The 24,468-nt window shown below is 62.1% G+C and carries 27 protein-coding genes and 1 tRNA gene; 6 read left to right on the top strand and 22 right to left on the bottom strand.

What is annotated here, in order from left to right; all coding sequences use genetic code 11:
* Positions 1-2: 2 nt before the first annotated feature.
* The 10 genes from ACUXUR_RS01760 to ACUXUR_RS01715 form a co-directional block, all read right to left on the bottom strand.
* Positions 3-587: a NuoB/complex I 20 kDa subunit family protein gene (locus tag ACUXUR_RS01760; protein WP_445500604.1), complete on the bottom strand. Its 585-nt coding sequence runs from the start codon at positions 585-587 to the stop codon at positions 3-5.
* Positions 578-943: an NADH-quinone oxidoreductase subunit A gene (locus ACUXUR_RS01755; protein WP_445500603.1), complete on the bottom strand. Its 366-nt coding sequence runs from the start codon at positions 941-943 to the stop codon at positions 578-580. The genes ACUXUR_RS01760 and ACUXUR_RS01755 overlap by 10 nt, the downstream gene beginning before the upstream one ends.
* 174 nt (positions 944-1,117) lie before the next feature.
* A complete protein-coding gene (locus ACUXUR_RS01750) occupies positions 1,118-1,543 on the bottom strand; it encodes a low affinity iron permease family protein (protein ID WP_445500602.1) in 426 nt (141 codons plus the stop codon).
* A 187-nt stretch (positions 1,544-1,730) separates the two neighbouring features.
* Positions 1,731-1,807: transfer RNA gene (locus ACUXUR_RS01745), tRNA-Asp, on the bottom strand.
* A 163-nt stretch (positions 1,808-1,970) separates the two neighbouring features.
* On the bottom strand, positions 1,971-2,465 hold the full coding sequence (locus tag ACUXUR_RS01740; protein ID WP_445500872.1) for a MerR family transcriptional regulator: 495 nt from the start codon (positions 2,463-2,465) through the stop codon (positions 1,971-1,973).
* Between the two features lie 22 nt (positions 2,466-2,487).
* Positions 2,488-2,799: an integration host factor subunit alpha gene (locus ACUXUR_RS01735; protein ID WP_445500601.1), complete on the bottom strand. Its 312-nt coding sequence runs from the start codon at positions 2,797-2,799 to the stop codon at positions 2,488-2,490.
* Between the two features lie 127 nt (positions 2,800-2,926).
* Positions 2,927-3,943 (bottom strand): beta-ketoacyl-ACP synthase III, encoded by a 1,017-nt coding sequence (locus ACUXUR_RS01730; protein ID WP_445500600.1) that lies wholly within the window; start codon positions 3,941-3,943, stop codon positions 2,927-2,929.
* The gene (gene plsX, locus ACUXUR_RS01725) at positions 3,918-4,952 is read right to left on the bottom strand and encodes a phosphate acyltransferase PlsX (protein ID WP_445500599.1); all 1,035 of its coding nucleotides are present in this window, start codon (positions 4,950-4,952) and stop codon (positions 3,918-3,920) included. Before plsX ends, ACUXUR_RS01730 begins: the two co-directional genes overlap by 26 nt.
* Before the next feature lie 144 nt (positions 4,953-5,096).
* Positions 5,097-5,612, bottom strand: a complete 516-nt coding sequence (locus ACUXUR_RS01720; RefSeq protein WP_445500598.1) for a YceD family protein — start codon at positions 5,610-5,612, stop codon at positions 5,097-5,099.
* Positions 5,609-6,154 (bottom strand): ubiquinol-cytochrome C chaperone family protein, encoded by a 546-nt coding sequence (locus tag ACUXUR_RS01715; RefSeq protein WP_445500597.1) that lies wholly within the window; start codon positions 6,152-6,154, stop codon positions 5,609-5,611. The genes ACUXUR_RS01720 and ACUXUR_RS01715 overlap by 4 nt, the downstream gene beginning before the upstream one ends.
* A 101-nt stretch (positions 6,155-6,255) precedes the next feature.
* On the opposite strand from ACUXUR_RS01715, the gene ACUXUR_RS01710 reads away from it, so the two are divergent.
* Positions 6,256-6,711, top strand: a complete 456-nt coding sequence (locus ACUXUR_RS01710; RefSeq protein ID WP_445500596.1) for an outer membrane protein assembly factor BamE — start codon at positions 6,256-6,258, stop codon at positions 6,709-6,711.
* A 120-nt stretch (positions 6,712-6,831) separates the two neighbouring features.
* On the opposite strand, the gene ACUXUR_RS01705 is transcribed toward ACUXUR_RS01710, so the two are convergent.
* From ACUXUR_RS01705 to ACUXUR_RS01650, 12 genes are all read right to left on the bottom strand, one after another.
* Entirely contained in the window at positions 6,832-8,958 is a 2,127-nt protein-coding gene (locus ACUXUR_RS01705; RefSeq protein WP_445500595.1) for a sodium-translocating pyrophosphatase, read from the bottom strand.
* 157 nt (positions 8,959-9,115) lie between these two features.
* On the bottom strand, positions 9,116-10,318 hold the full coding sequence (locus tag ACUXUR_RS01700; protein ID WP_445500594.1) for an MFS transporter: 1,203 nt from the start codon (positions 10,316-10,318) through the stop codon (positions 9,116-9,118).
* Positions 10,293-11,282, bottom strand: a complete 990-nt coding sequence (gene thiL / locus ACUXUR_RS01695) for a thiamine-phosphate kinase (protein ID WP_445500593.1) — start codon at positions 11,280-11,282, stop codon at positions 10,293-10,295. The genes ACUXUR_RS01700 and thiL overlap by 26 nt, the downstream gene beginning before the upstream one ends.
* Positions 11,283-11,310: 28 nt before the next feature.
* Positions 11,311-11,793: a transcription antitermination factor NusB gene (gene nusB, locus ACUXUR_RS01690; RefSeq protein WP_445500592.1), complete on the bottom strand. Its 483-nt coding sequence runs from the start codon at positions 11,791-11,793 to the stop codon at positions 11,311-11,313.
* 5 nt (positions 11,794-11,798) lie between these two features.
* On the bottom strand, positions 11,799-12,287 hold the full coding sequence (ribH, locus tag ACUXUR_RS01685) for a 6,7-dimethyl-8-ribityllumazine synthase (RefSeq protein ID WP_445500591.1): 489 nt from the start codon (positions 12,285-12,287) through the stop codon (positions 11,799-11,801).
* Positions 12,288-12,379: 92 nt separating this feature from the next.
* The gene (locus ACUXUR_RS01680) at positions 12,380-13,015 is read right to left on the bottom strand and encodes a riboflavin synthase (RefSeq protein WP_445500590.1); all 636 of its coding nucleotides are present in this window, start codon (positions 13,013-13,015) and stop codon (positions 12,380-12,382) included.
* Entirely contained in the window at positions 13,015-14,130 is a 1,116-nt protein-coding gene (ribD, locus tag ACUXUR_RS01675; RefSeq protein ID WP_445500589.1) for a bifunctional diaminohydroxyphosphoribosylaminopyrimidine deaminase/5-amino-6-(5-phosphoribosylamino)uracil reductase RibD, read from the bottom strand. Before ribD ends, ACUXUR_RS01680 begins: the two co-directional genes overlap by 1 nt.
* On the bottom strand, positions 14,127-14,633 hold the full coding sequence (nrdR, locus tag ACUXUR_RS01670) for a transcriptional regulator NrdR (protein ID WP_047187156.1): 507 nt from the start codon (positions 14,631-14,633) through the stop codon (positions 14,127-14,129). The genes ribD and nrdR overlap by 4 nt, the downstream gene beginning before the upstream one ends.
* A gap of 15 nt (positions 14,634-14,648) precedes the next feature.
* The gene (glyA, locus tag ACUXUR_RS01665; protein ID WP_445500588.1) at positions 14,649-15,953 is read right to left on the bottom strand and encodes a serine hydroxymethyltransferase; all 1,305 of its coding nucleotides are present in this window, start codon (positions 15,951-15,953) and stop codon (positions 14,649-14,651) included.
* A 176-nt stretch (positions 15,954-16,129) separates the two neighbouring features.
* Positions 16,130-17,386, bottom strand: a complete 1,257-nt coding sequence (locus ACUXUR_RS01660; RefSeq protein ID WP_445500587.1) for a L,D-transpeptidase family protein — start codon at positions 17,384-17,386, stop codon at positions 16,130-16,132.
* Positions 17,387-17,694: 308 nt separating this feature from the next.
* Complete coding sequence (locus ACUXUR_RS01655; protein WP_445500586.1) at positions 17,695-18,153, bottom strand: DUF6163 family protein; 459 nt, start codon at positions 18,151-18,153, stop codon at positions 17,695-17,697.
* Positions 18,153-19,205, bottom strand: coding sequence for an enoyl-CoA hydratase/isomerase family protein (locus tag ACUXUR_RS01650; RefSeq protein WP_445500585.1), 1,053 nt, complete (start codon positions 19,203-19,205; stop codon positions 18,153-18,155). Before ACUXUR_RS01650 ends, ACUXUR_RS01655 begins: the two co-directional genes overlap by 1 nt.
* Before the next feature lie 204 nt (positions 19,206-19,409).
* Here ACUXUR_RS01650 and hemB point away from each other — a divergent pair, with 204 nt between their 5' ends.
* From hemB to ACUXUR_RS01625, 5 genes are all read left to right on the top strand, one after another.
* A complete protein-coding gene (gene hemB / locus ACUXUR_RS01645; RefSeq protein ID WP_445500584.1) occupies positions 19,410-20,450 on the top strand; it encodes a porphobilinogen synthase in 1,041 nt (346 codons plus the stop codon).
* A gap of 16 nt (positions 20,451-20,466) precedes the next feature.
* A complete protein-coding gene (locus ACUXUR_RS01640; protein WP_445500583.1) occupies positions 20,467-21,822 on the top strand; it encodes a branched-chain amino acid ABC transporter permease in 1,356 nt (451 codons plus the stop codon).
* 27 nt (positions 21,823-21,849) lie between these two features.
* On the top strand, positions 21,850-23,091 hold the full coding sequence (locus ACUXUR_RS01635; protein ID WP_445500582.1) for a threonine ammonia-lyase: 1,242 nt from the start codon (positions 21,850-21,852) through the stop codon (positions 23,089-23,091).
* Positions 23,092-23,103: 12 nt separating this feature from the next.
* Positions 23,104-23,589 (top strand): RDD family protein, encoded by a 486-nt coding sequence (locus ACUXUR_RS01630; protein WP_445500581.1) that lies wholly within the window; start codon positions 23,104-23,106, stop codon positions 23,587-23,589.
* A gap of 103 nt (positions 23,590-23,692) precedes the next feature.
* On the top strand, positions 23,693-24,439 hold the full coding sequence (locus ACUXUR_RS01625; RefSeq protein WP_445500580.1) for an arginyltransferase: 747 nt from the start codon (positions 23,693-23,695) through the stop codon (positions 24,437-24,439).
* The last annotated feature ends 29 nt before the right edge of the window (positions 24,440-24,468 follow it).

The following is a 24,468-nucleotide window of genomic DNA, read 5'->3' as shown; positions in this document are numbered from 1 at the left end:
GCTCAGCGCTCGATGGTACCGGTACGGCGGATCTTCTTCTGAAGAAGCAGAACGCCGTAGAGGAGCGCCTCCGCGGTCGGGGGGCAGCCAGGCACGTAGATGTCGACCGGCACGATACGGTCGCAGCCACGAACCACCGAATAGGAATAATGATAGTAGCCGCCGCCATTGGCACAGGAGCCCATGGAGATGACGTAACGCGGCTCCGGCATCTGGTCATAGACCTTCCGGAGCGCAGGGGCCATCTTGTTGGTGAGCGTACCGGCAACGATCATCACGTCCGACTGGCGCGGTGAGGCGCGGGGCGCGAATCCGAAGCGCTCGGCGTCGTACCGGGGCATGGACATCTGCATCATTTCGACGGCGCAGCAGGCCAGGCCGAAAGTCATCCACATGAGCGAGCCAGTACGCGCCCAGTTGATGAGGTCCTCGGTCGAGGTCACAAGGAAGCCCTTGTCGGACAGCTCGTCGTTGATGGAGACGAAATAGGGATCGGTCGAGCCCACCGGCTTGCCGGTATTGGGATCGATGATGCCGCGCGGGGCGGGAGCCACCAGGGCAGACTGGTTATCGGAGATCAATCCCATTCCAGGGCTCCCTTCTTCCACTCATAGACGAAGCCGATGGTCAGGACGCCGAGGAAGATCATCATCGAGATGAAGCCGAACCAGCCCAGATTCCCGAACACGATGGCCCAGGGGAACAGGAAGGCGACTTCCAGATCGAAAATGATGAAAAGAATGGCGACCAGATAGAACCGCACGTCGAATTTCATGCGTGCGTCATCGAAGGCATTGAACCCGCACTCGTAAGCGGACAGCTTTTCCGTATCAGGCTTGCTGTAGGCGACGATGAACGGCGCCACAAGCAGCGCCACCCCGATCAGGAGCGACACGCCGATGAAGATCACGAGAGGCAGGTAGTCGGCGAGGAGATTCGTCATACGACACCCAGAAGGAACGGAGCGCGGCCGGAAGGCCGGCGACATGCCACGCATTTAAGCCACAAAAAGGCCCGAAGACAGACCCTGCGACAAACGGCGGTTGTGGCGGGAGGCTTATCCGAGATCCCCTTCCCTGACAAGTGTTTGCGATGCCGTAAAAAGAACCATTCCAAACTAAGATGTGGCCTTTTCCGCAGCCTGGGCTGCCTTGCGGTTAGCCCTGTGTTCTGCCTGATTTGCGGCGGTTTCAGTCTTGGCCCTGGCCTCGCATTTGGCCCGAATCTCATCGAGTTCCTCCTGCGTCAGGTGCTCGATACCAATGAACACATTCTGAGCAGCGCTTACCCGGATCAGTTCATCGAGCTTGGCCTGAATCGCTGCCCCGTCCCTGTTCTGGGTATTCTGAATCAGAAACACCATCAGGAAGGTCACAATCGTGGTCCCGGTATTCACCACCAGCTGCCACGTATCGGAGAATCCAAAGATCGGACCACTCAAAGCCCAGAGAAGAATGACGATCAGGCTGACGGCAAAGGACATCGGGCGCCCGGATATCTGGGCCACCCAATTGGAAAAGCTGGTAAAAAGCCTCGAAATCATCAGGACAAACCCTACCCTGCACTCTTTTCCAGACCGCTTTGGGGACGAGACGCTGGAACTCTGGGGAAATGCTCAAGACCCCAAAAAGTGCCACGCTTCGGAACTTGGGCGGGAATGCAGACGCAGAGCAACCGCCCGAAGCCAAGGCTCAGAACCTTCGTTACGTTCGAATTGTCCTGGAGAGAAGTGGCGCGGGCGACGGGGCTCGAACCCGCGACCTCCGGCGTGACAGGCCGGCACTCTAACCGACTGAGCTACGCCCGCGCATCGGACCGCCGAAGCGGTGTGTGGGGTGCGGTTTAAGGGCCGCCCTGCCCCCTGTCAAGCGTCCCCTGCAAGCATTTTTGGATCGACGGCAAAAACCTGCATAACGCATCCGAACCTTCCCGACTCCTTCGCGAAGTCAGGCGCGGAAAAGGGCTCCGGCCTATTCAGACGCAAGCGTTTCAGTCGGGGTCTTCAGGGACCTCAGAACACGATCGCATTCGACCAGCTCATCCAGGGCTGCTCGCAGCTTGTGCAAGGCATCATCCGACAGAAGAGATTCGGAGGCCACGATAACGGGGTCAGAGTTCCCGGACGCGACAAAATCCTCATCTTCCTCGGCAACCGTCTCCCTTGGCTCGGGACGCGGCGCAGCCACGCTCTCCTCGCCCCGGCCGACGGCCTGGACGAAGCGGACACCCTCCTCCTTGAGGATGCGCTGCACGCCCTTGATGGTGTAGCCCTCGCCATAGAGGAGATGGCGGATGCCCTTGAGGAGATCGACGTCATCCGGACGGTAATAACGACGCCCACCGCCGCGTTTCAGAGGCTTGATATGAGTGAAGCGGGTTTCCCAGAAGCGCAGCACATGTTGCGGCAAATCAAGGTCCTCGGCCACCTCGCTGATGGTGCGGAACGCGTCAGGGCTCTTGTCCATAGCGCCGCCCGGCATCGAGGCGTTAATCCTCGCCCTCGACGATTTCACCGTTGATATAGGCCTTCAGCACGTTGGACGGCTTGAAGACCATGACCCGACGCGGATCGATCGGCACCTCGACACCCGTCTTCGGGTTGCGGCCGACGCGCTCGCCTTTGCTGCGCACGACGAAGGAGCCGAAGGACGAGAGCTTCACGGTCTCACCGGCAGCTAGGCTGTCGCAGATCTCCGCCAGAACCCTCTCGACCAGTTCGGCCGATTCGGTCCTCGAGAGGCCCACCTTCTGGTAGACAGCCTCGCTCAGATCCGCTCTCGTCACAGTTTTGCCAGCCATTGAGCTCCCCAGCAAGAATGAGTTCTTTGGTCTTTCAATCAGTTAAGACGCTATGCAGATGGCTCCGTATGGTCAACCTTAGAGTTGGCGTCAAGCGGTTACCATATAGGCCATACGGTCTATATTCCTACCAGCGAATGAGCGCGCTGCCCCACGTGAAGCCGCCGCCGATGGCCTCGATCATGACGAGGTCGCCATCCTTGATCCGCCCGTCCTTGCGGGCGACATCGAGAGCCAGTGGGATCGAAGCCGCCGAGGTATTACCGTGCCTGTCGACGGTGATCACCACCTTCTCGGGCGCGATGCCGAGCTTGTCGGCACTGGCGGTAATAATGCGCTTGTTAGCCTGATGCGGCACGAACCACTTCAGCTCTTCGGGCGTCGTTCCGCTGGCCGTGAAGGCGTCCTGCACGACATCGGTGACCATACCGACGGCGAACTTGAACACCTCCCTGCCCTCCATCTTCAGGACACCGGTGGTCTTCGTGGAGCCCGGGCCGCCATCGACATAGAGCTTCTCGCGGTAGCGACCGTCCGAGCGCAGCTGCGAAGTCAGAACCCCCCGGTCGGCAGAGGTCCCCTCGCCCTCCTGGGCTTCAAGAACGAGCGCGCCGGCACCGTCGCCAAAGAGAACGCAGGTGGTGCGATCGTTCCAGTCGAGGATGCGCGAGAAGGTCTCCGCACCGATCACGAGGGCACGCTTGTGCGAGCCGGACTGGAGAAATTTGTCGGCGGTCGCAACCGCATAGACGAAGCCGGTGCAGACGGCCTGCAGGTCGAAGGCCGCGCCATGCGTGATCCCTAAACCGTTCTGGATCATCGTCGCAGTGGACGGGAAGGTATGGTCCGGCGTCGAGGTGGCGCAGACGATGAGATCGATATCCTGCGTCGTCAGACCCGCATCGGCGAGCGCAGCCTCCGCGGCCTTGATGCCGAGAACCGACGTGGTCTCACTGTCATCCGCGATATAGCGTTGCTCGATACCGGTCCGCTGCACGATCCACTCGTGCGTGGTGTCCACGATTTTCTCGAGGTCCTGGTTGGTCAGCTTTCGCTTCGGCAGGTAGGACCCAACGCCGCGTACGATGGAACGGATACGTTTCAAGGTAATACTTTCCTCAGGCCGAGTGCCCGACCGGATCATGCTCCAGCATGCCCCGAATTGTGTTCATCAATTCAAAATGCGCCATGTCGTAGGCCACGTCGATGGCACTAGCGAAACCGAGATCGTCCGTGCCGCCGTGGCTCTTCACGACCACGCCTTCGAGGCCAAGGAAGACGCCGCCATTGACCTTGCGCGGGTCCATCTTGTCCTTGAGAGCGTTAAAGGCCTGTTTCGCGAACAGATAGCCGATCTTAGCCATCAGCGTGCGGCTCATGGCTGAACGCAGGTATTGTCCGATCTGCTTGGCCGTGCCCTCCGCGGTCTTCAGGGCAATGTTGCCCGTAAAGCCCTCGGTTACCACCACGTCGACGGTCCCCTTGCCGATATCGTCGCCTTCCACGAAGCCGCGATACTCCAGATAAGGAGCATTCATCTCCTTGAGAATGCGGCCGGCTTCCTTGACGGCCTCGATCCCCTTGATTTCTTCAGTGCCCACATTGAGCAGCCCCACGGTGGGGCGCTCCAGGTCGAACACGATGCGCGCCATGGCGGCACCCATGATGGCCATGTCGACGAGGTGCCCCGCATCCGCACCGATGGTGGCGCCCACATCGAGCACGATGCTCTCACCCCGCATGGTCGGCCACATGGCGGCAATCGCTGGGCGCTCGATATGGACCATGGTCTTCAGGCAGATCTTGGCTGTTGCCATCAGAGCACCGGTGTTGCCGGCGGAGACGCAGGCATCCGCCTCCCCGTCCCGGACGGCTTGCACCGCCTTCCACATGGATGATTTGCCGCGACCCATACGGATCGCCTGGCTCGGCTTCTCGTCCATCGCAATGGCGATGTCGGTGTGATGGAGCTCGGTCGCGGCCTTCAGCTTGGGATGAGCATTCAGAAGGGGCGCAATCACCGCCTCGCTGCCGAACATGAGAAAACGGATATCGGGATGCCGCTCGAGGGCCAGGGCCGCACCAGGGATGACGATTGACGGGCCGTGATCTCCCCCCATCGCATCGAGCGAAATACGCACTGGCTTCGACATAACCGGTTTTTCTTTCTTTCGGCTTGAACAGGGGGCGGAAAATACCGGTTTGCGTTGGCATCGCAACCGAATTCTGTAGCCCTCGGCACAACAGGGCTCAGAGGCTGGAGAGCCTCTGAAAGCCATCCTTTCCAAGGGATCGTTTTACTTGTCCGTCTTCAGCTTGCCCAGAGCAGCAAAGGGCGAATCCTTCTCGTCCCGGAGGTCGCGGTAGTCGAAATCGACCCCCGGCTTGCGCGGATAGGGATCGAGGCCGAGAGCCAGGAACTCCGCGGTGAGCGCGCCGAGATCAATCTGACCGTTGGTGATCTCATCCGGCGGCTCGTATTCGTTGATGTCCGTCGGCGGCTCCGCGGGCATCCCTGAGGGTTCCGCGAAATCCACCTCGACCTCCTCCTCGATATCCGAATCGAACGAATCGAGGGTCACGACGCAGATCTGGGTGATGGAGGCCTTCACCACGCCCGTCACATGAATGCCCTTGGCGGAGGTGCTCAGCTTGAAATCCCCAGAGAGGGCCTGAATGCCGGGGAGCCCGAAATCCTTCGCCAAAGCGGCGCGTTCCTCGGCGCTCGCCTCAACATGGACTTCCTGCCCTCGAGGCGGAATGTTCATGACATCCACGAGGCGCGACAGGGGACCTACGGTTTCAGGTGTCATCGGCTTCCCTCCTCTGTGAAGGCTTCGGGCGTTGGGAAAGCGGGCCCGGTTTCGAGTAACACGTCAAGCGTGACGGCCTTAAGACCCTTGTCCGCCGCCAGGGCATAACGCGCCAGCGAAGCGGCAGGCGCATCGCCCCCCAAGGCGTTCCGGCCGAGCGCCTCGGCCAATGCGCTCTCGTCCCCGGTATTGAAGGCCGGGTCGTAGGCCTGGGTCCGGCCATAAAAGGCCGCGGCCACCTTCTTCATGCGCTTGGGCACAACCGTGTCGCCGACGCCCATTTCCCGCAAAGAGGCGTCCATGTCCCGGAAAAAGGCGTCCGTCAGGTCCTTGGCCACATCATCCGCCGGGGGAGGAAGCTCCCTCAGAGCGCGCAAAGTAAGGATCATGTGGAGTGAGAGGGCCTCGAACCGTCCCTCGAGACTATCCGGAATGCCGAGTGCCGCGTAGAGACCCGGATTGCGGGAGGCATTGGCGATTCTCGCATAGAGAGCCGCGATGGTCGTGCGCCGGGGGTCCTTGCGGAAGAGACTGAAGATCACAGCCCTTTCCCTTCTAAGCTTGTAAAAATCGAACCTTCGGGTTACGCCATCACGATCCACAGGCGCAAGTATCCGCGCCGCATTCCTGGAAGAACCGTACGATGCGTCGATATCATACCCTTTTGGTACGCTTGGCTACTGCGACTTTCCTTGCCACCTCCGTTGCCGCCTGCACCATTGGCGAGGAGTATGCCCGTGGATACCAGCTGGACGAGAACGCCGTGGCCCAGGTCAAGAAGGGCATGAGTGCCGATCAGGTGCTCCAGACCCTCGGCACTCCCTCAACGGTGTCCACCGTCGGCAACAAGAGCTGGTACTATATCAGCCAGAAGTCCCGCCGCCCCCTACGGTTCATGAACGAGACGGTCGTGGACCAGCGGGTCACTGCGGTCTACTTCGACAACAACCTGCGCGTCGAGCGCGTCGGTCTCTACGGCATCCAGGATGGCCAGGTGTTCGACTTCATCAGCCGCACCACTCCGGCTGGCGGCCAGGAGACGAGCTTCCTCGGACAAATCCTCCGTGGCACGAACAACTTCAACCCGTTCGGCTCATAAGAAAACTTCTCATCTCGACAGAAGAAGGCTGGGCTCATGTCCCGGCCTTTTTTGCGCCTCTGCGAAAATCGAAAACCCGCGGTTTGTGCCGCGGGTTTGCAGGGGGGCACTTGTTTGGCGTTACGAATGCGCCAGGATCGCCAGCAGCAGCAGAGCGATGATGTTGGTGATCTTGATCGCCGGATTCACGGCAGGGCCTGCCGTATCTTTGTAGGGATCACCGACGGTGTCACCCGTCACAGATGCCTTGTGAGCTTCGGAACCTTTGTGGTGCGTCGTGCCGGAAGCATCCGTGAAGCCGTCCTCGAAGGACTTCTTCGCATTATCCCAGGCTCCGCCGCCGGAGGTCATGGAGATCGCGACGAAGAGACCCGTCACGATCACGCCGAGGAGCATCGCACCCACGGCCGAGAAGGCCTGCGACTTGCCCGCAATCCAGAGGATCACGAAGTAGGTCACGATCGGCGCCAGCACCGGCAGGAGCGAGGGCACGATCATTTCCTTGATCGCAGCGCGGGTGAGCATGTCCACCGCACGTCCGTAATCGGGACGGTCGGTGCCTTGCATGATGCCCGGCTTGTCGCGGAACTGACGGCGCACCTCTTCCACCACGGAACCCGCCGCACGGCCCACCGCCGTCATGGCGATGCCCCCGAAAAGGAACGGGATCAGGCCGCCGAAGAGGAGACCAACAACCACGTACGGGTTCGCTAGAGAGAAGTCCGGCTTCACGTCCTGGAAGTACGGATACTGAGCCGCATTCTGCGTGAAGTGGTTGAGGTCGGAGGTGTAGGCCGCGAAGAGCACGAGAGCGCCAAGACCTGCCGAGCCGATGGCATAGCCCTTGGTGACGGCCTTCGTGGTGTTGCCGACCGCGTCGAGCGCGTCCGTCGACTTGCGCACTTCTTTCGGAAGACCCGCCATTTCGGCGATGCCGCCTGCGTTGTCGGTCACCGGACCGAAAGCATCGAGTGCCACGATCAAGCCGGCGAGCGCCAGCATGGCGGTCACCGCAATCGCGATGCCGAAGAGGCCGGCGAGCTTGTAGGCGATGATGATGCCTGCAATGATCACGATGGTCGGCAGCGCCGTCGATTCGAGGGACACCGCAAGGCCCTGGATCACATTCGTGCCATGGCCCGTCACGGAGGACTGGGCGATGGAGCGCACGGGACGGAAACCGACACCGGTATAGTACTCGGTGATCACGACGATGAACGCCGTGACCGCGAGACCAATGACGGCACACCAGAACAGTGACTGGCCCGTGTATTCGGTGCCCGCAATCGGTCCGAAGCCGATCATCTGCCAGGTCACGACGCCGATAGCGACGATGGAGAGAATGCCCGTCACGATGAGGCCCTTGTAGAGCGCGCCCATGATGGACTCGTTCTGACCGAGCTTTACAAAGAAGGTGCCGATAATCGAGGTGAGAATGCAGACCGCGCCGATGCCGAGCGGGTAGAGCAGCATCGTTTCCAGGAGCGGCTGACCGGCGAAGAAGATCGCAGCCAGCACCATGGTGGCGACTACCGTTACCGCATAGGTCTCGAACAGGTCGGCGGCCATGCCGGCGCAGTCGCCGACATTATCGCCCACGTTGTCGGCAATCGTTGCGGGATTGCGCGGATCGTCTTCCGGAATGCCCGCCTCCACCTTGCCCACGAGATCGCCACCGACGTCCGCACCCTTGGTGAAGATGCCGCCGCCGAGACGGGCGAAGATCGAAATAAGCGAAGCGCCGAAGCCAAGAGCCACGAGACTGTCGATCACCACGCGGTCGGCGGAGTTGAGGCCGGCGATGCGGGTGAGATAGCCAAAGTAGAGCGCAACGCCGAGAAGCGCGAGCCCCGCTACCAGCATGCCCGTAACGGCGCCTGCCTTGAAGGCCACGTCCAGACCGCCGCCGAGCGATTGCGTGGCGGCCTGGGCGGTGCGGACATTGGCCCGAACGGAAACGTTCATGCCGATGAAGCCTGCAGCGCCGGAAAGGAGGGCCCCGATGGCAAAGCCGATCGCGACGCGAATGCCGAGGAAGTAGGCGATAATGGCAAAGAGGACCATCCCTACGATGCCGATCGTCGTATATTGCCTGCGGAGATAGGCTTTCGCGCCTTCAGCGACCGCGCCTGCAATTTCCTGCATGCGCTGAGAACCGGCGTCCCGCTTCATCACGTCGCTGATGGCCCAGAGGCCGTACGCAATCGAGAGAAGCCCGCCCAAGATAATTAGGGTGAGTGCCATCATGCCATCCTTGTTATGGGAAGGCAGAAAGCCGGTTTTCAAAGCCTGAATTTTTGGCCCTGAACGGCCTCCACCCCCAGCGAACTTTATATTTGGTGGCAAAAAACTAGGCCGTTCGCAATGATACCTGCCTTTTTACTCACAGGAACCCTGTAAGACTTTAAGCGGGTATAGTTGCTCGTGCCCTATGCTGCCAAGCTAGCAGAAGTAGAGCAACGACGACGGGCGGGAAGACCATAGAGTTCACGGTATCCCAGCCGCCCGCATTGAGGAGCCTACCGGAAGAGAACGATGCGGCGGCGACGGACCCGAAGATCAGGAAGTCGTTGGCAGCCTGAACCTTCGTGCGCTCCTCCGGGCGGTAGCAATCGGTAACCATGGCGGTTGCACCGATGAAGCCGAAATTCCAGCCGATGCCGAGGAGGATGAGGGTCGCCCAGAAATGGGCGATCTCGATACCCGACAGGCCGACGGCCGATGAGAGAGCGATCAGGCACAACCCGGCAGCCGTCACACGCTCCTTGCCAAAGCGGCCGATCAGGCGTCCCGTGAAGAAGCTCGGGCCGAACATGGCCAGGATGTGCCATTGGATGCCGAGCGCCGCTGCCTCGATGGGAAGACCGCACCCGACCATGGCCATGGGAGCGGCCGTCATGACAAAACTCATGAGGGCATAGGAAACGAGGCCCGCCACCGCCGCGACGACGAAGCGGGGTTGCCGGACGATTTCGCCCAGCGGCCTGCCGCCTCCGGCCTTCGGTGCGATGCCGACAGGCACGGGCCTCAAGAACGAGACGGCCACCATGGACATCAGAGCCAGGGCCGCCTGCCCCAGGAAGGCACCGGAAAATGGCGCGGTGTGGACCGCATCCCTGAGCCAGATCACCGTCTGAGGACCGAGGACACCAGCAACGAGCCCGCCGGTCATGACCCAGGCAATCGCCCGGGGCTTGAAGGAATCGGAGGCCGCATCGGTCGCGGCAAAGCGGTAGCTCTGGTTGAACGAGCCGTACATGCCGATGATCATGGTGCCAAGGCAAAAGAGCACAAAGCTGAAAGAGGCGATGCCCAGCGCCGCAAGGCACCCTCCGAGCAGACCGATCCCGGCGCCCACGATATAGCCGATGCGCCGCCCCGCCCGCCGCATCAGCATGGCAGCGGGAATGGTGCCGAGCGCCAGTCCGAGATTGAGAAGGCTGACGGGAAGCGTAGCGAGTTCCTTGTTCTCGGCAAGGTTCTGTCCCACGAGACCGCCAAGCGACACCACGATAGCCGGGCTCGATCCGCCGAGCGCCTGGGCGCAGGCGAGCACGAGTGCGTTGCGTTTGGCGAGGGTGTCAGAAATGTGAGAATGAACCTGCATCGTAGCGTCTTTCAGAAGCTTGCATCCGAAAGACCGGGATCTCATGCCCTTGAACGACTCGGCCTATGGCGGACAATATTATGCCCACGCTATCGGCCTCTTTCATGAAACTGTCGAGATTCTTTTCCGGAACCGTGCAGAGAATCTCATAATCATCGCCGCCCGTGACGGCCAGATCGTAGAGGCTTGGATCGACTTGGATGGCCTTCCGCACCCCTGGAGAGAGCGGCACCCTGTCCGCCTCCACGACGGCCGACGCGCCGCTCACCCGCACCATCTTGGCGAGATCACCCGCAAGCCCGTCGGAGACGTCCATGGCCGCGTGCGCATGGGTTCTCAACGCCCGAGCAAGCTGATGACGGGGCTGAGGATGAAGGTAGCGGTCGGCGAGATGCGCCCTTTCCTCCGGCAACAGGCTCTCAGCCCAGGCTGGAGCTTTCCGAAGTCTCAAGCCGAGGGCCGCATCGCCGATGGTGCCGGTGATGCAGATGATATCTCCGACTTGTGCCGTGGTACGCCGGACCATGCACCCCGTCGGCACTTCTCCCATGGCGGTCACGGACAGCGTGAGAGCCCCCCTCGCCTTCACGGTATCGCCCCCGAGCAGCGGACAGGCAAAATCTCGCGCGGCCTCTCCGAGACCGGCGGCGAAAGCAGCCAGCCACTCCTCGGTCCAGTTCTCAGGAAGCGCGAGACTTAAGAGAAAGCCTGCCGGATCCGCGCCCTTGGCCGCAAGATCCGAGACATTGACCCCTAGCGCCTTCCGGGCGATGGAACCGGGCGAGTCCTCGGGGAGGAAATGAACCGTCTCGACCAGCGCGTCCGTCGTGAGCACGAGATCGTGCCCCGGCGTGGGAGACAGGCAGGCGGCGTCATCCTTCAGGCCAAGAGCGCCCTCGCCCGCCAGAGGCGCGAAGAAACGGGCGATAAGCCCGTCCTCATTGGGGCGCTCCCGCGAGGTCATGGCCTGACGATCCCTACCATGTGAAGGCTTACCGCTTCGCCTGTCCGGCTGCCTTTTTTTCCAGCTCTCCGGGGCGAACGTCGCGGGCGAGTGTGTCGAGAACCGCGTTCACGAGACCCGGCTCGTCCTCGCCGTAGAAGCCGTGGGCCACTTCCACATATTCTGTGATGACGACGCGGGCGGGCACGTCCTTGCGGAACATGATCTCATAGCCGCCGGCGCGCAGGATGGCGCGCAGCACGGCCTCGACACGGCGCAGGGGCCAGCCCTCGGCGAGAGCCTTGTCGATCTTCACGTCGATGGCGCGCTGGTTCTGCACCACGCCGGAGATCACATTGCGGAAGAACTCGATATCGGATGGCTTGAACTCGATGCCCTCGACCTCGCGGCCGATCCAGAAGGCTTCGAACTCGGCCAATGCATCGACGACGGTCTTGCCGGAAAGATCCATCTGGTAGAGGGCCTGGACGGCGGCAAGACGAGCGGCAGAACGCTCTGCAGGCTTTGCCATGATGATCAGGCCTCCAGATTCTTTTTGATGCGCAGAACGGCGAGCGCTGCTTCCACCGCACCCCCACCCTTATTCAATTCATTCACGCTCGCCCGGGTCCAAGCCTGCTGCTCATTCTCCACGGTCAGGATGCCGTTGGCGAGCGGGATCTTGCGGGCGACCGACAGATCCATGAGGGCGCGGGCACTCTCGCCCGCCACGATGTCGTAATGCCCCGTCTCGCCACGGATCACGCAGCCAAGCGCCACGACGGCATCGTAGGGCTTGCCGGCCCTCTCGGCGGCATCGAGAGCGATGGCGACGGTTGACGGGATTTCGAGGGCGCCATCCAGGGTCAGCAGATCCATGGTCGCCTGGGCGGCCTCGACGGAGGTCTGCGCGCCCCGCAGCAGCTCGTCGGCGATATCGTCATAGAACCGAGCCTCGACGATGAGGATGCGTGCGCCGGGAACCGGCGGGCGGGAGCTTTGCGGCTTTGCGGAATGCGAGACCATGAGGCAGTCCTTCAGCCTCTCCTCAATGGAGAGGTTTGGCGCCGATCAGGCGGCGCCGGAGATGGTTGGAACAGGAATGAGTTGCGCGTTCCCTACCCCGCCCGACGAGCGTCTGCAAGGCGTGCGGCGTAGCGGGCCATGAGATCGACCTCGATATTCAGCTTGTCGCCCTCTTTGCGCTCGCCCCAGGTGGTCACCGCGAGCGTATGGGGGATGATGAGCACGGAGAAGAGATCGCCATCAACGGAGTTCACGGTCAGCGACGTGCCGTCGAGGCAGACGGAGCCCTTCTCGGCGATGAAGGGAGCCAGATTGGACGGAGCTTTGATGGTGAACCGGGCAGTCGGCCCCCAAGGATCATCGCCTGCCGTGATCGCCTCCACCTTCACGATGGTGGCCAAGCCATCAACGTGACCGGTGACGATGTGGCCGCCGAGCTCGTCGCCGATCTTGAGCGAGCGTTCCAAATTGATCTTCGTGCCGGGCTCCCAGTTGCCGACCGTGGTGCGCTCGAGCGTTTCGGCGGCGGCATCCACATCGAACCAGCAACCGCCGTCACGCGGGCCAACGGCCACGACCGTCAGGCAGGGTCCGCCGCAGGCGATGGAAGCGCCGAGCGTGATCGTCGCGGGATCGTAGGACGAGCGGATGCGCAGGCGTTTCAGAGTGCCTTGCGATCCCTCGGCGGACACGACCTCGCCGACATCGGTGACGATACCCGTAAACATCAGGGCTTCTCCCAAAACATGAAAAGATCGGGGCCGACCTGCTCGTCAGCATAAAGGTCAAGGGCATCCATGCGATCCTGCAGCGCAAGTCCGAGGGCCGGTACATCGCCCTGATCGCGGGCGGAACGGCCCGTGATGAGGATCAGCTCGTCGATGAGATCGGCTTGCGCCAGGGCATCCGCCAGACCCGGTCCTCCCTCGCAGAAGACGCGAGTCAGGCCACGTGTGCCGAGAAGCTGAAGGGTATCGGGCAAGGACACATGCCCCGCCTGATCCGTCGGGGCGCGCAGAACCTCGATCCCCTGCGCCACGAGCTCATGCTCGGCCGCGATGGGCGCCTCAATGGTGGTGATGATCCAGGTCGGGATGTCACGTGCGCTGGTCACGAGGCGCGAGGCGAGCGGCGTGCGCAGATGAGAGTCGATAACGATGCGGATCGGGGAATGGCTTTCGAGACCCGGCAGACGCACGTTCAGCAGCGGATCGTCGGCAAGAACCGTGCCGACCCCCACCATGATGGCATCCGCATGAGCTCGCATCAGATGCACTTTGGCATTCGCAATCCCGCCCGTGATCATCAGGCGCGGTCCCTGACGCGCCCCGGCGAGCCCCTCCGTCGTGCGGGCAAGTTTGACGATGACGGCGGGATGACCTTTCGTCACGCGAGTGATGTGCCCACGATGGGCGCGACGGGCCAGCGGCTGAAGGCAACCCGTCACCACTTCTATGCCGGCCGCGCGAAGGCGGGCATGGCCGAGACCGGCGACGCGGGTATCGGGGTCCTCGAGAGCGGAGACGACGCGGGTAATGCCCGCCTCCACCACCGCATCGGCGCAGGGTGGCGTCTTGCCATGATGGGAGCACGGCTCCAGCGAGACATAGAGCGTGGCACCCTTCGCGCGCCCTCCGGCTGCAGCGAGCGCAACACGTTCGGCGTGGGGACGCCCCCCCGGCTGTGTCGCGCCTTGCGCGATAATAACGGGAGCATCCCCGCTCTTGTCGACTACGACGGAGCCAACGGAAGGGTTGGGCCAGGTCAGGCCGAGATTGCGCTCACCAAGGGCAATGGCAAGCCGCATGAAGCGCTCATCCTGTTGGGTTTGGCCTGCGCTCATTGCTCGGATTGCGCCGGCTTCTTCTTCAGGCGCGGAGTCTCCTCCGGTTCCGGCTCTTCCGCCAACTTGCCAAGGATTTCCTCGAAGTCTTTGGCCTCGCGGAAGTTTTTGTACACGGAGGCGAAGCGGACATAGGCCACGTCGTCCAGGCCCTTCAGGCCTTCCATGACGAGTTCGCCCACGGTTTCACTCGGCACCTCGCCGTCGCCCATGCTCTCGAGCTGGCGCACGATGCCGTTGATCATGCGCTCCACGCGCTCGGGATCCACCGAGCGCTTGCGCAAGGCCACTTCCACCGATTGCTGGAGCTTGTCGCGGTCGAACGGCACACGACGACCCGAGCGCTTCACCACCGTCAGCTCGCGCAGCTGCACGCGCTCGAAGGTCGTGAAGCGACCGCCGCAATCCGGACAGATGCGGCGGCGGCGGATGGAGGAGGAATCGTCCGTCGGCCGGGAATCCTTCACCTGCGTGTCGAGACTCCCGCAATAGGGACAGCGCATCGATCGGTCCGAGTGTTAAGCGTAGATCGGAAAGCGGCGGGTCAGCTCGTGAACACGGGTCTTCACCGATTCCTCAACCGAGGCATTGGCTTCCTCACCGTGCTTGGTAAGTCCGTCGAGGGTCTCGACGATCAGCTCGCCGACCTTCTTGAACTCGGCCACGCCGAAGCCGCGCGATGTGGCAGCCGGGGTGCCGAGACGGACACCCGAGGTGACCATCGGCTTTTCGGGGTCGAAGGGCACGCCGTTCTTGTTGCAGGTGATGTGGGCACGGCCAAGAGCCGCCTCGGCAGCCTTGCCGGTCAGCTTCTTCGGGCGCAAGTCCACAAGCATAAGGTGGTTATCCGTGCCGCCGGCCACAATCGCATAGCCGTTCGCCAGCATCGTGTCGGCCAGCACCTTGGCGTTCTCGACGACCGAGCGGGCATAGAGCTTGAACTCGGGACGCAGTGCCTCGCCGAAGGCCACGGCCTTCGCAGCGATCACGTGCATAAGGGGGCCACCCTGGAGGCCGGGGAAGATTGCGGAATTCACCTTCTTGGCGATGTCCTCGTCATTGGTGAGGATCATGCCGCCGCGCGGGCCGCGCAGGGTCTTGTGGGTGGTGGTGGTGACCACGTGAGCGTGAGGGAACGGAGACGGATGTGCGCCACCGGCCACGAGACCCGCGAAATGCGCGATGTCGACCATGAAGAAGGCGCCGACCTCATCGGCAATCTCGCGGAAGCGGGCAAAGTCCCAGAAGCGGGAATAGGCGGAGCCGCCGGCCACGATCACCTTCGGCTTGTGCTCACGAGCCAAGCGGGCGACCTCGTCCATGTCGATGATCTGGTCGCTCTCGCGGACTTTGTAGCTCACGACATTGAACCACTTGCCGGACATGTTGACCGGCGAACCGTGGGTCAGGTGGCCGCCGCAGGCAAGATCGAGACCCATGAAGGTGTCGCCCGGCTTCATGAGCGCCATGAACACGGCCTGATTGGCCTGGGAGCCGGAATTGGGCTGCACGTTCGCGAATTTACAGTCGAAGAGGCGCTTGGCCCGCTCGATGGCGAGCTCCTCGGCCATATCGACGAACTGGCAACCGCCATAGTAGCGGCGGCCCGGATAACCTTCCGCGTATTTGTTCGTCATCACCGAGCCCTGAGCCTCCAGGACGGCGCGGGAAACAATGTTTTCGGAAGCGATCAACTCGATTTCATCGCGCTGGCGGCCGAGCTCGAGCCCGATGGCACGGGCGATCTCAGGATCGCTGTCGGCGAGGCTTGCCGAGAAAAAGCTGTTGGAGAGGTGATTTCTTGCTGCTTCGCTCGCGCTCATGGTCATTCTCGCCTTGCTGTGAGCCCCGCCTGGCTGGCGCTCAGAGTTCCCGATGGCCTTGGCCTTTATCATGGCACCCCAAGCGCGCCAACCCGCTCTGGAGACATGTTGACCCGGCTTCAGAAAGGCAACAGCCCGCCTCAAGGGCGGGCTGCTGTCGGCATAGGCCTGTGGCCTTAGTTCTGGAGGAACATTTCCTCATCCGGTTCAGTCGGAGTGCGGCTTGCCACCGGAATGGAGCTGCCGAGCCCGTCCTTATTGTAAATGTCGTCGCGGAACTGCACGAGGCCATCCGGGGTGGCCCAGGCGGTCATGTAGATCCAGTGGATCGGAACCGGCTGGGCAAGACGGGCATCGATACGCTCGCCCGACTTGAAGGCCGCGTCGATCTGCTCGCGGCTCCAGCCGGGCGTATCCTTCAGGAGGAATTCGATGTAGTCGCGCACGTTCTGCACGCGGATGCAGCCTGAGGAGACGAAGCGGAAATCGTCGCCGAAAATGCCCTTCGAGGGCGTGTCGTGCATGTAGACGCCGTGCTGGTTAGGAATGTTGATACGCACGAAGCCCATGGAGTTCAACTCGCCGCCCGGATCCTGGCGGAAGCGGTAGCGGGTGGCCTCGTCCGAGAACCAGTTTACCTGGGACGGCGAGAGCTCCTGATTGCCGTTGAAGATGCGAATCTTGTTGTCCGTCAGGTAGTTCGGCTCCTTCTGCATCTTCGGGATCAGGTCCTTCTTGATGATCGAAGCGGGCACCGTCCAGAACGGGTTGAAGTTGACCTCGACCACCTTGGAGTTCAGGAGCGGCGACTGACGGTCGATCTTGCCGACGCCGGCAGCGTGGCGGGTATGAACCATGCCACCCTCCACCGTCTCGACGAGCGCGGCAGGGATGTTCGCGACCACGTAACGGTTCGGCATGCCCCCGGCCACGAGGCTGCGCAAGCGCGCCACGTTGATCTCAAGCTGGCGGATACGGATGTCGACCGGCACGTTCATGGCGGCCACCGTGGCCGCCGTCATAGTGCCGGTAGAGCTGATCCCGTGGCGGGCCTGGAAGCGACGCACTCCTGCCTCGACATAAGAGTCGAAAATCGGCGACTCGCCGGCAGCCGGATCGAGGTCACCCGTGATGATGAGGCGCTGACGCAGGGCAACGACCGCGGGGCTCTTGGAGCCGACGCGCAGGCCCTGTACGCCCTGAACCGGCTGCCATCCGCCGCGGGCGGCGATGTTGCGGTAATACTCGATCATCTGCTCGGTGGCGGCCAGGGATTCAGCCGAAAGCATCGGAGTCGAGGTCCGTTGCACTCGGGTGCGGGAGACAGCCTCGTAATTCTGCGACCACTCGGCCTGGGTCTGCGCCATGGCAATGGTGGCGGGGGTCAGGATAAGGGCGAGCGATCCTGTCAGGAGGGCACGGCGGGACAACATGAGCGCAGGCTCTTCTCGGTTAGTTGTGGGTCGGCTTCGGAAACTGCCGGGATTGGATTAACGAACGGTATCGAAAACCAAGAACATCGGGGCCGTTTTGTGGCAAAATGTTCCTTAATTGCATCTTCAGCCTCCGAAACCTGGCTGAAGAGGGATGTAACTCTGAACTGTGTTCTTGAGGATACACTTCTCTGTGAGGAGCTTGACCTTAAGCGCATGGCAGAGCTGCATGCGCCTCAACAAAGCTGCACGGGTCTCAACAAAAATCTCTCCGCATCTTGGTAAGTCTTTGATCCCGAAAATATTTCCTACTCTTCCCGAGCTGCCAGCCAGGACACCGCGATGTAGATGGCGATCAAGGTCAGAAAGAACAGGATCGTCAGAAGGCTGCTCGCGACAATAGTGGGAAAGAAGGCCGCAAGAATCAGGTGGCTCATGACGGCCAGCAGCCACATGATTCCACCCCAGGTGCTCGCCATCCATAAGCCCACAGCGGCGACGAGGTCGATCAGGGCGAAATAGATAATAGTGGTCTGATAGCCCATGGTGCGGGCCTCGAACTGGCCGGCCGGCGTCCAGATGCCGAGGATAACCGCCCAGGAACTCAACCCCTTCATGATCCAGAGGATCGCAAGCACCCGCATGAACCAAGTGAGAATGAAGCTCCAGCGCATGGCGGCCGGAGCCGACGGGCGTTCCTCAATCCTGTCGGAAAGATAATCCCGGGCTGCGTCGTTCGGTACGCCATGGTTGCCGTTGCGGGGCATCAAGCGGTCTCCAGTTCGTGCGGACCGAGGCTCGCAAAGTGATGGTCGATGGCCTCACGCTTCACGGCATCGAGAGAGGCCGGCTCCCAGCGAGGCTGGTTGTCCTTGTTGATCAGGACCGCGCGAACGCCCTCGAAGAAGTCCTTGCCCTCGCCGATGCGGGAGACGATCCGGAACTCCGTCTTCATGGCCTCCTCAAAATCGAGGGACGCGCCTCGGCGCACCTGCTCGAAGGCGATGCACATGCTTGTGGGCGACTTCGTGCGCATACCTGCCGCTGTCCTGGCGGCGAATTCCGAGCCTTTGCCCGCCGCCTCGTCGAGGCGCTGAAGCACGGTGGCCACGCTCTCGGCAGAGAAGCAGGAATCGATAACGGCACGATGCTCACTCAGAGGCGCGGGACCTGGATCGCTCGCGGCCTTCGCCAGGGCCTCATTGATTGGTTCGCCGGCGATCAGTGTCTGACGCAGAGACTCGATGACTTCGCTCGCGACGGAATGGGTGGCAAGACCCAGCATCACGGCATCAGCCCGCTTCACCCGCTCGCCTGTGAGTGCGAGATACATGCCCGTCTGGCCTGGAAGGCGTGGCAGGGCATAAGTCGCGCCTACGTCGGGAAAGAAGCCGATGCCGACCTCCGGCATCGCGAAGAGATAGCGCTCGGCCGCGACCCGGTATGAACCATGAAGGGATATGCCGACGCCACCGCCCATCACGATGCCGTCGATGAGAGAGATGTACGGCTTCGGGTAGCGCTTGATGAGAATGTTGAGCTGATACTCCTCCCTCCAGAACGCGAGCGCCTCGTCGCGCTCCCCCGCCTGCAGGAGATCGGTCAGGCGGCGGATATCGCCCCCTGCGCAGAAAGCCTTCTCGCCTGCCCCCTGCACGATCACGCGCGTGATTTGCGGATCCTTGGCCCAGGTCTCCAGGGCCTGGCGCATCTCGCGAACCATGGTGAGGGTCAAGGCATTGAGGGCGCGCGGTCGATTGAGGGTGAGGACACCGGCCTGGCCTTGCTTTTCGCAAATGACTTCCGCGTTCTCGTCCATGGAGCGCTCCCCTCGCTTGTCTCTCTAAAGCCTGCTTGCGGATTAAACAGGGTGCAAGGTTACCGTCAATGCATGGCTGCCCTGAGCCGGTTTTCCCTCCGTATTGTTCCTGATGCGACGCCGAGCCCTTTTTTAGAGCGTTTTAAATGTGCTACCCCTCTTCCATATTCGTCGGCGCAGCGAAGCCGACGTCGGATGAGGACCATGTCGAAACTGTCGCCGTTCCCCCGCCCCGCGGTCCAGGAAGCTGCTTCCTCCCTGAAACTGCCCCACCGCCTGCGACGCAACCGCAAGGCCGAGTGGTCCAGGCGGCTCGTGCGGGAGAACGTGCTGACGACGAACGACCTCATCTGGCCACTTTTCGTGGTCGAGGGAGCAAGCGGCCGCCAGCCGGTCGCCTCCATGCCGGGTGTGGAGCGCCTGACCATTGCCGAGGTGGCGATAGAAGCCGAGCGGGCTGCAAGTCTCAACATGCCCGCCATCGCGCTCTTTCCCTATACCGACCCGGCGCTCCGCGACCATACGGGTTCCGAAGCCCTCAATCCTCGAAACCTCGTCAACCGCGCCGTGCGTGAGATCAAGCGCGTTGCGCCCGAGATCGGCGTGATCACGGACGTCGCGCTCGATCCGTACACCAGCCACGGCCATGACGGCGTGCTCGATGGCGAGAAAATCCTCAATGACGAGACGGTGGCGCTTCTGGCCAAGCAAGCCGTTCTTCAGGCTGAAGCCGGCTCCGACATCATTGCGCCCTCCGACATGATGGACGGGCGCGTGGGCGCGATCCGCGCTGCACTCGACGATGCAGGCTTCGAGGACGTGCAGATCATGTCCTATGCGGCAAAATACGCCTCGGCCTTCTATGGTCCGTTCCGCGACGCCATCGGCACCAATGCCACGCTCGTCGGCGACAAGCGCACCTATCAGATGGACCCGGCCAACACGGACGAGGCCATGCGCGAGGTCGCCCTCGATCTCGAAGAGGGCGCGGACATGATCATGGTCAAGCCGGGGATGCCCTATCTCGATATCGTGCAGCGGGTGAAGGAGACCTTCGCCGTTCCAACCTTCGCCTATCAGGTGTCGGGCGAGTACGCGATGATCCAGGGTGCCGCCAACAACGGCTGGATCGATGGCGAGCGCGCCATGATGGAAAGTCTGCTCGCCTTCAAGCGTGCGGGCGCCGACGGCATCCTGACCTATTTCGCGCCGCGGGTGGCCGAGAAGCTGAAGGCTCAAGCCTGACCGCGCAAGGCCGCACATGAAGGGGGCAGGTTTCCTCAGGGCGTGGCGTCCGATTGCCTGTCTTGCGGGTCTGCTTTTCCTTGCGGCATGCGGATTGTCCATCGACGCGGATCAGGCGCGCGTGTGCCGGTCCGCCCTGCCCGCGCTCAATCCAGGCGCGGCGATCGTCGTGCATCGCATCCAAGAAGGCCCCACTCCGCAGAGCTTGAGGGTCCTCTATACGGCCCAATATCCAGATCGCCCACCGCTCGACCGCTTTGCCGTCTGCACCTTCGCCGCAGCGGGACTTTCGCTCAACAAAGCGGAACTGACCGGCCTTGCCACGGAGGAAGGGCCGATCTCGGGCGCGAGTCTCTATCTCCTGAAACAGTACTATCTCAACACACCGGAAGGCGTCGCCGCCGATCCCGGGAGCCCGCCTGCGGCGGATGTGATCGAGCTTCCCGCCGGCCTTGCCTATTGGGCGCAGCAGATCCTGGTCAGCCTGCCGCGCACCGCCATCTACGCGCTCCTCTCCGTCGCCTTCGCTCTCGTTTTCGGGCTGAGCGGACGAGTCAATCTGGCGTTTGGCGAGTTGGCAGCGATCGGTTCGGCGGCAACGGTCACGGGAGCCTCTCTGGTTCTGGCGTCAGGCCTGAACTCTCCGCTTCTTGGCATCGCGATCGGCTTCGTCGGCGCGTTGTTCGCAGGCGCCATGCACAGTGCCGTCGGCGGATATTTCACCATCAGCCGCATCACGACTGCCAGCACCCAGCCGAGCCTCATCGCCACCGTCGGCCTGTCGCTCGCGCTGATGGAATACCTACGCCTCGTGCAGAGCCCCGTAACGGTCTGGCTGCCCCCGATCTGGTCGGAAGCCCTGCCCATTGCCCGTTCGGAGGACTTTCTGGTCAGCCTTACGCCGATCAGCCTCTTCACATCTGGTCTGGGCCTTGCTGCCGCGCTCGCCCTTCTTTGGCTGATGAAGGCAACAGGCTTTGGGCGGTCCTGGCGCGCCTATGCAGATGATGCCAAGGCCGCGGCCCTCATGGGCGTCAACGGCCCCCGCCTTCTCACCGAGACGCTGGCGCTGGCAGGCGGAATGGCCGGACTCTCCGGCATGCTGATCGTAGCGCAATATGGAGGCTTGGGCTTCGCCGGCGGCTTCCAATATGGCCTCAAAGCTCTCATCGGCGCAATCATTGGGGGTATCGGCTCGGTTCCCGGTGCCCTGTTAGGAGGTTTCATTATAGGATTGTTTGAAACCATCTGGTCGGCTTATCTACCGATCGAAGCGCGTGACATCGCTCTCTATGCTGCGCTCGTCGTCTTTCTGATCTTCCGGCCCGGAGGCCTACTGGGCTTTCAAGAACCAACACCAAGGCCCGTTTAGGGGTATAATAAAAATCTGGAGGAAACCTTGGCCGATTACGCCATCACCCTGCAGGATGTGGAGCACGCAGCCAGCATGATCCTTGGTCAGGTACTGCGCACGCCGCTCGTGCCCGCCCCGCGCCTGTCGCAGAGCACGGGCGCCAATGTCTACGTGAAGCACGAGAACATGCAGCCCACGGGCTCCTTCAAGGAGCGCGGCGCGGTGAACAAGCTGGAGAGCCTCACCCCAGAGGAGCGCAAGCGCGGGGTGATTGCCATGTCGGCCGGCAATCATGCTCAGGCTGTAGCCTACCACGCTCGCCGCCTCGGCATTCCAGCCACCATCGTCATGCCGGAAAGCACCCCCCTGGTGAAGGCAGAGAACACCCGGTCTTACGGTGCGCGCGTGATCCTTCACGGCGAAACCCTCTACGAATCCGCTCACCGCGTCCGCGAGATCATCGAGGCGGAAGGCCCGGTTCTCGTCCATCCTTACGACGATCCGAAGGTGATGGCCGGCCAGGGCACCATCGCGATGGAGATGCTGGCGGATGCGCCCGACCTCGACCAGATCATCGTGCCCATCGGCGGCGGCGGTCTGATTTCGGGCATCACCGTCGCGGCAAAGGCCATCAAGCCTTCCATCGAGATCGTCGGCGTGGAGGCATCGCTCTACCCCTCCTTCACCAACGCCATCAAGGGCGAGGACCGGCCTATCGGCGGCGCGACGCTGGCTGAAGGCATTGCGGTGAAGACCGTGGGGCAGCTGCCTCTGCCCATCGTGCGCGATCTCGTCTCCGATATCATCCTCGTTGAGGAGCCCCTGATCGAGCGCGCGGTCAACGCCTATGCGACCTTGCAGCGGACCATGGCCGAAGGAGCGGGTGCGGCGGGCCTTGCCGCGATGCTGGCCGAGCCGAAGCGCTTCGAGGGCAAGCAGGTGGGTCTCGTGCTCTGCGGCGGCAATATCGATGCGCGCATCCTTGCGTCCGTCATGGTGCGCGAATTGGAGCGCGACGACCGTATCACCTCCTTCCGCATCACCTCCCATGACAGGCCAGGACTTCTCGGCCGCGTCGCGAGCCTCCTCGGCAGTCTCGGCGCGAACATCCTCGAGGTCTCGCACGGCCGTCTCTTCCTCGATGTGCCTGCGAAGGGTGTTTCGATCGACATCACTATCGAAACTCGCGACAGACAACATACATTGGAGGTGTTCGAGACCCTGAAGGCGGAGGGGCTCGCTCCGCAGCGGATCGACTCCCGCTGCCTCTCTGAGACCGCCTATTGAGGATTTACGACAATGGTCAATCGGCCCTACCCGCCGACCATCGAGTACAACGCCTATCAGGCCGATACCCGCCTGACGGAAGGTGTCATCGCGCGCCGGTTCTGGGCCTATCTCATCGACCTGTTCGTGATCGCGCTCTGGGTGGTGCTGATTTCCATCGGTATCTTTTTCCTCGGCATCATCACCCTGGGGCTCGGGTGGGGCCTGTTCTTCGCTCTGCCCCTCACTGCCCTTATCTTCATCGTCTACAACGCAGTGACCATCGGCGGTCCCAATCAGGCGACGGTCGGCATGCGCACCATGGGCCTCCGCGTCATCGATCCGACGACGGGACGACGCGTCTCCATGCTTGCCGCGGCCGTGCACGCCCTGTTCTTCTACGTTGCGATCTCGACCTTCCTGCTCTGGCTCTGCGACGTGCTCGTCGGCTTCCTGCGCAATGACGGACGCTTCATCCGCGATCTGCTCACGGGCATGATGATCATCCGCGTCGACTAAGGAGACTGCGACATCCCTCCTCTTTTCCTGGACGGGGCGGGCACCAATGTTATTCTCTAAGCGTTGAATCAGCGCTCAAGGTTTCTCCACAAGGCTTTCCGGCTTGACGAGTCACTCCCGCGACGCACCGCAATTCTATCTCACCTCGCCCTCAGCGTGTCCGTACCTGCCGGGCAAGGAGGAGCGGAAAGTCTTCACGCATATCGTCGGCCGGCGCGGCCGCGAGCTGAATGAGATCCTCACCCAAGGCGGCTTCCGACGCTCGCAGACGATTGCCTACAGACCGGCCTGCGACACCTGCCGCGCCTGCGTGTCGGTTCGCGTTCTCGTCGATGAATTCGAACCCTCGGGAAATTTGAAACGCGTTCTGAAAAACAATGTCGACCTGATCGGCCACGAGATTCCCAACCGCCCATCCTCGGAGCAATACGCGCTCTTCCGCCGCTACGTGGACGCGCGCCATGCCGATGGCGGCATGGCGGACATGTCGGTGCTCGACTACTCCATGATGGTCGAGGACAGCCATGTTGATACGAAGCTCATCGAGTATCGTCGGCGTGGCATCGACAGCGGCATCACGGGTAGGGGTGAAGGTAATCTCATCGCCGTCAGTCTGATGGATGTGATGAGCGACGGCCTATCGATGGTCTATTCCTTCTATGACCCGGACCAACAGGATCGAAGCCTCGGCACCTTCATGATTCTCGATCACATCCGGCGCGCGCGAATGATGGGCCTGCCCTATCTCTATCTCGGCTATTGGGTCGAGGGCTCGAAGAAGATGGGCTACAAGGCCCGCTTCACCCCGCAAGAGCGCTTAGGAGGTCATGGCTGGGTGCGAGTGGGGTAGGCCTCGCCCAAACGTGAGCATAAGGCCCT

It is taken from the genome of Microvirga medicaginis (genome assembly GCF_052658925.1).
Note: the sequence above shows the minus strand (reverse complement) of the source record. Positions and strands in the feature narration are given on the sequence as shown.

Bases quoted from the DNA above. Each gene is read 5' to 3' on its own strand.
- ACUXUR_RS01760 (WP_445500604.1), bottom strand. From the start codon at position 587: ATGGGATTGATCTCCGATAACCAGTCTGCCCTGGTGGCTCCCGCCCCG.
- ACUXUR_RS01755 (WP_445500603.1), bottom strand. From the start codon at position 943: ATGACGAATCTCCTCGCCGACTACCTGCCTCTCGTGATCTTCATCGGC.
- ACUXUR_RS01750 (WP_445500602.1), bottom strand. From the start codon at position 1,543: ATGATTTCGAGGCTTTTTACCAGCTTTTCCAATTGGGTGGCCCAGATA.
- ACUXUR_RS01740 (WP_445500872.1), bottom strand. From the start codon at position 2,465: ATGGACAAGAGCCCTGACGCGTTCCGCACCATCAGCGAGGTGGCCGAG.
- ACUXUR_RS01735 (WP_445500601.1), bottom strand. From the start codon at position 2,799: ATGGCTGGCAAAACTGTGACGAGAGCGGATCTGAGCGAGGCTGTCTAC.
- ACUXUR_RS01730 (WP_445500600.1), bottom strand. From the start codon at position 3,943: ATGATCCGGTCGGGCACTCGGCCTGAGGAAAGTATTACCTTGAAACGT.
- plsX (WP_445500599.1), bottom strand. From the start codon at position 4,952: ATGTCGAAGCCAGTGCGTATTTCGCTCGATGCGATGGGGGGAGATCAC.
- ACUXUR_RS01720 (WP_445500598.1), bottom strand. From the start codon at position 5,612: ATGACACCTGAAACCGTAGGTCCCCTGTCGCGCCTCGTGGATGTCATG.
- ACUXUR_RS01710 (WP_445500596.1), top strand. From the start codon at position 6,256: ATGCGTCGATATCATACCCTTTTGGTACGCTTGGCTACTGCGACTTTC.
- ACUXUR_RS01705 (WP_445500595.1), bottom strand. From the start codon at position 8,958: ATGATGGCACTCACCCTAATTATCTTGGGCGGGCTTCTCTCGATTGCG.
- ACUXUR_RS01700 (WP_445500594.1), bottom strand. From the start codon at position 10,318: ATGCAGGTTCATTCTCACATTTCTGACACCCTCGCCAAACGCAACGCA.
- thiL (WP_445500593.1), bottom strand. From the start codon at position 11,282: ATGACCTCGCGGGAGCGCCCCAATGAGGACGGGCTTATCGCCCGTTTC.
- nusB (WP_445500592.1), bottom strand. From the start codon at position 11,793: ATGGCAAAGCCTGCAGAGCGTTCTGCCGCTCGTCTTGCCGCCGTCCAG.
- ribH (WP_445500591.1), bottom strand. From the start codon at position 12,287: ATGGTCTCGCATTCCGCAAAGCCGCAAAGCTCCCGCCCGCCGGTTCCC.
- ACUXUR_RS01680 (WP_445500590.1), bottom strand. From the start codon at position 13,015: ATGTTTACGGGTATCGTCACCGATGTCGGCGAGGTCGTGTCCGCCGAG.
- ribD (WP_445500589.1), bottom strand. From the start codon at position 14,130: ATGAGCGCAGGCCAAACCCAACAGGATGAGCGCTTCATGCGGCTTGCC.
- nrdR (WP_047187156.1), bottom strand. From the start codon at position 14,633: ATGCGCTGTCCCTATTGCGGGAGTCTCGACACGCAGGTGAAGGATTCC.
- glyA (WP_445500588.1), bottom strand. From the start codon at position 15,953: ATGAGCGCGAGCGAAGCAGCAAGAAATCACCTCTCCAACAGCTTTTTC.
- ACUXUR_RS01660 (WP_445500587.1), bottom strand. From the start codon at position 17,386: ATGTTGTCCCGCCGTGCCCTCCTGACAGGATCGCTCGCCCTTATCCTG.
- ACUXUR_RS01655 (WP_445500586.1), bottom strand. From the start codon at position 18,153: ATGCCCCGCAACGGCAACCATGGCGTACCGAACGACGCAGCCCGGGAT.
- ACUXUR_RS01650 (WP_445500585.1), bottom strand. From the start codon at position 19,205: ATGGACGAGAACGCGGAAGTCATTTGCGAAAAGCAAGGCCAGGCCGGT.
- hemB (WP_445500584.1), top strand. From the start codon at position 19,410: ATGTCGAAACTGTCGCCGTTCCCCCGCCCCGCGGTCCAGGAAGCTGCT.
- ACUXUR_RS01640 (WP_445500583.1), top strand. From the start codon at position 20,467: ATGAAGGGGGCAGGTTTCCTCAGGGCGTGGCGTCCGATTGCCTGTCTT.
- ACUXUR_RS01630 (WP_445500581.1), top strand. From the start codon at position 23,104: ATGGTCAATCGGCCCTACCCGCCGACCATCGAGTACAACGCCTATCAG.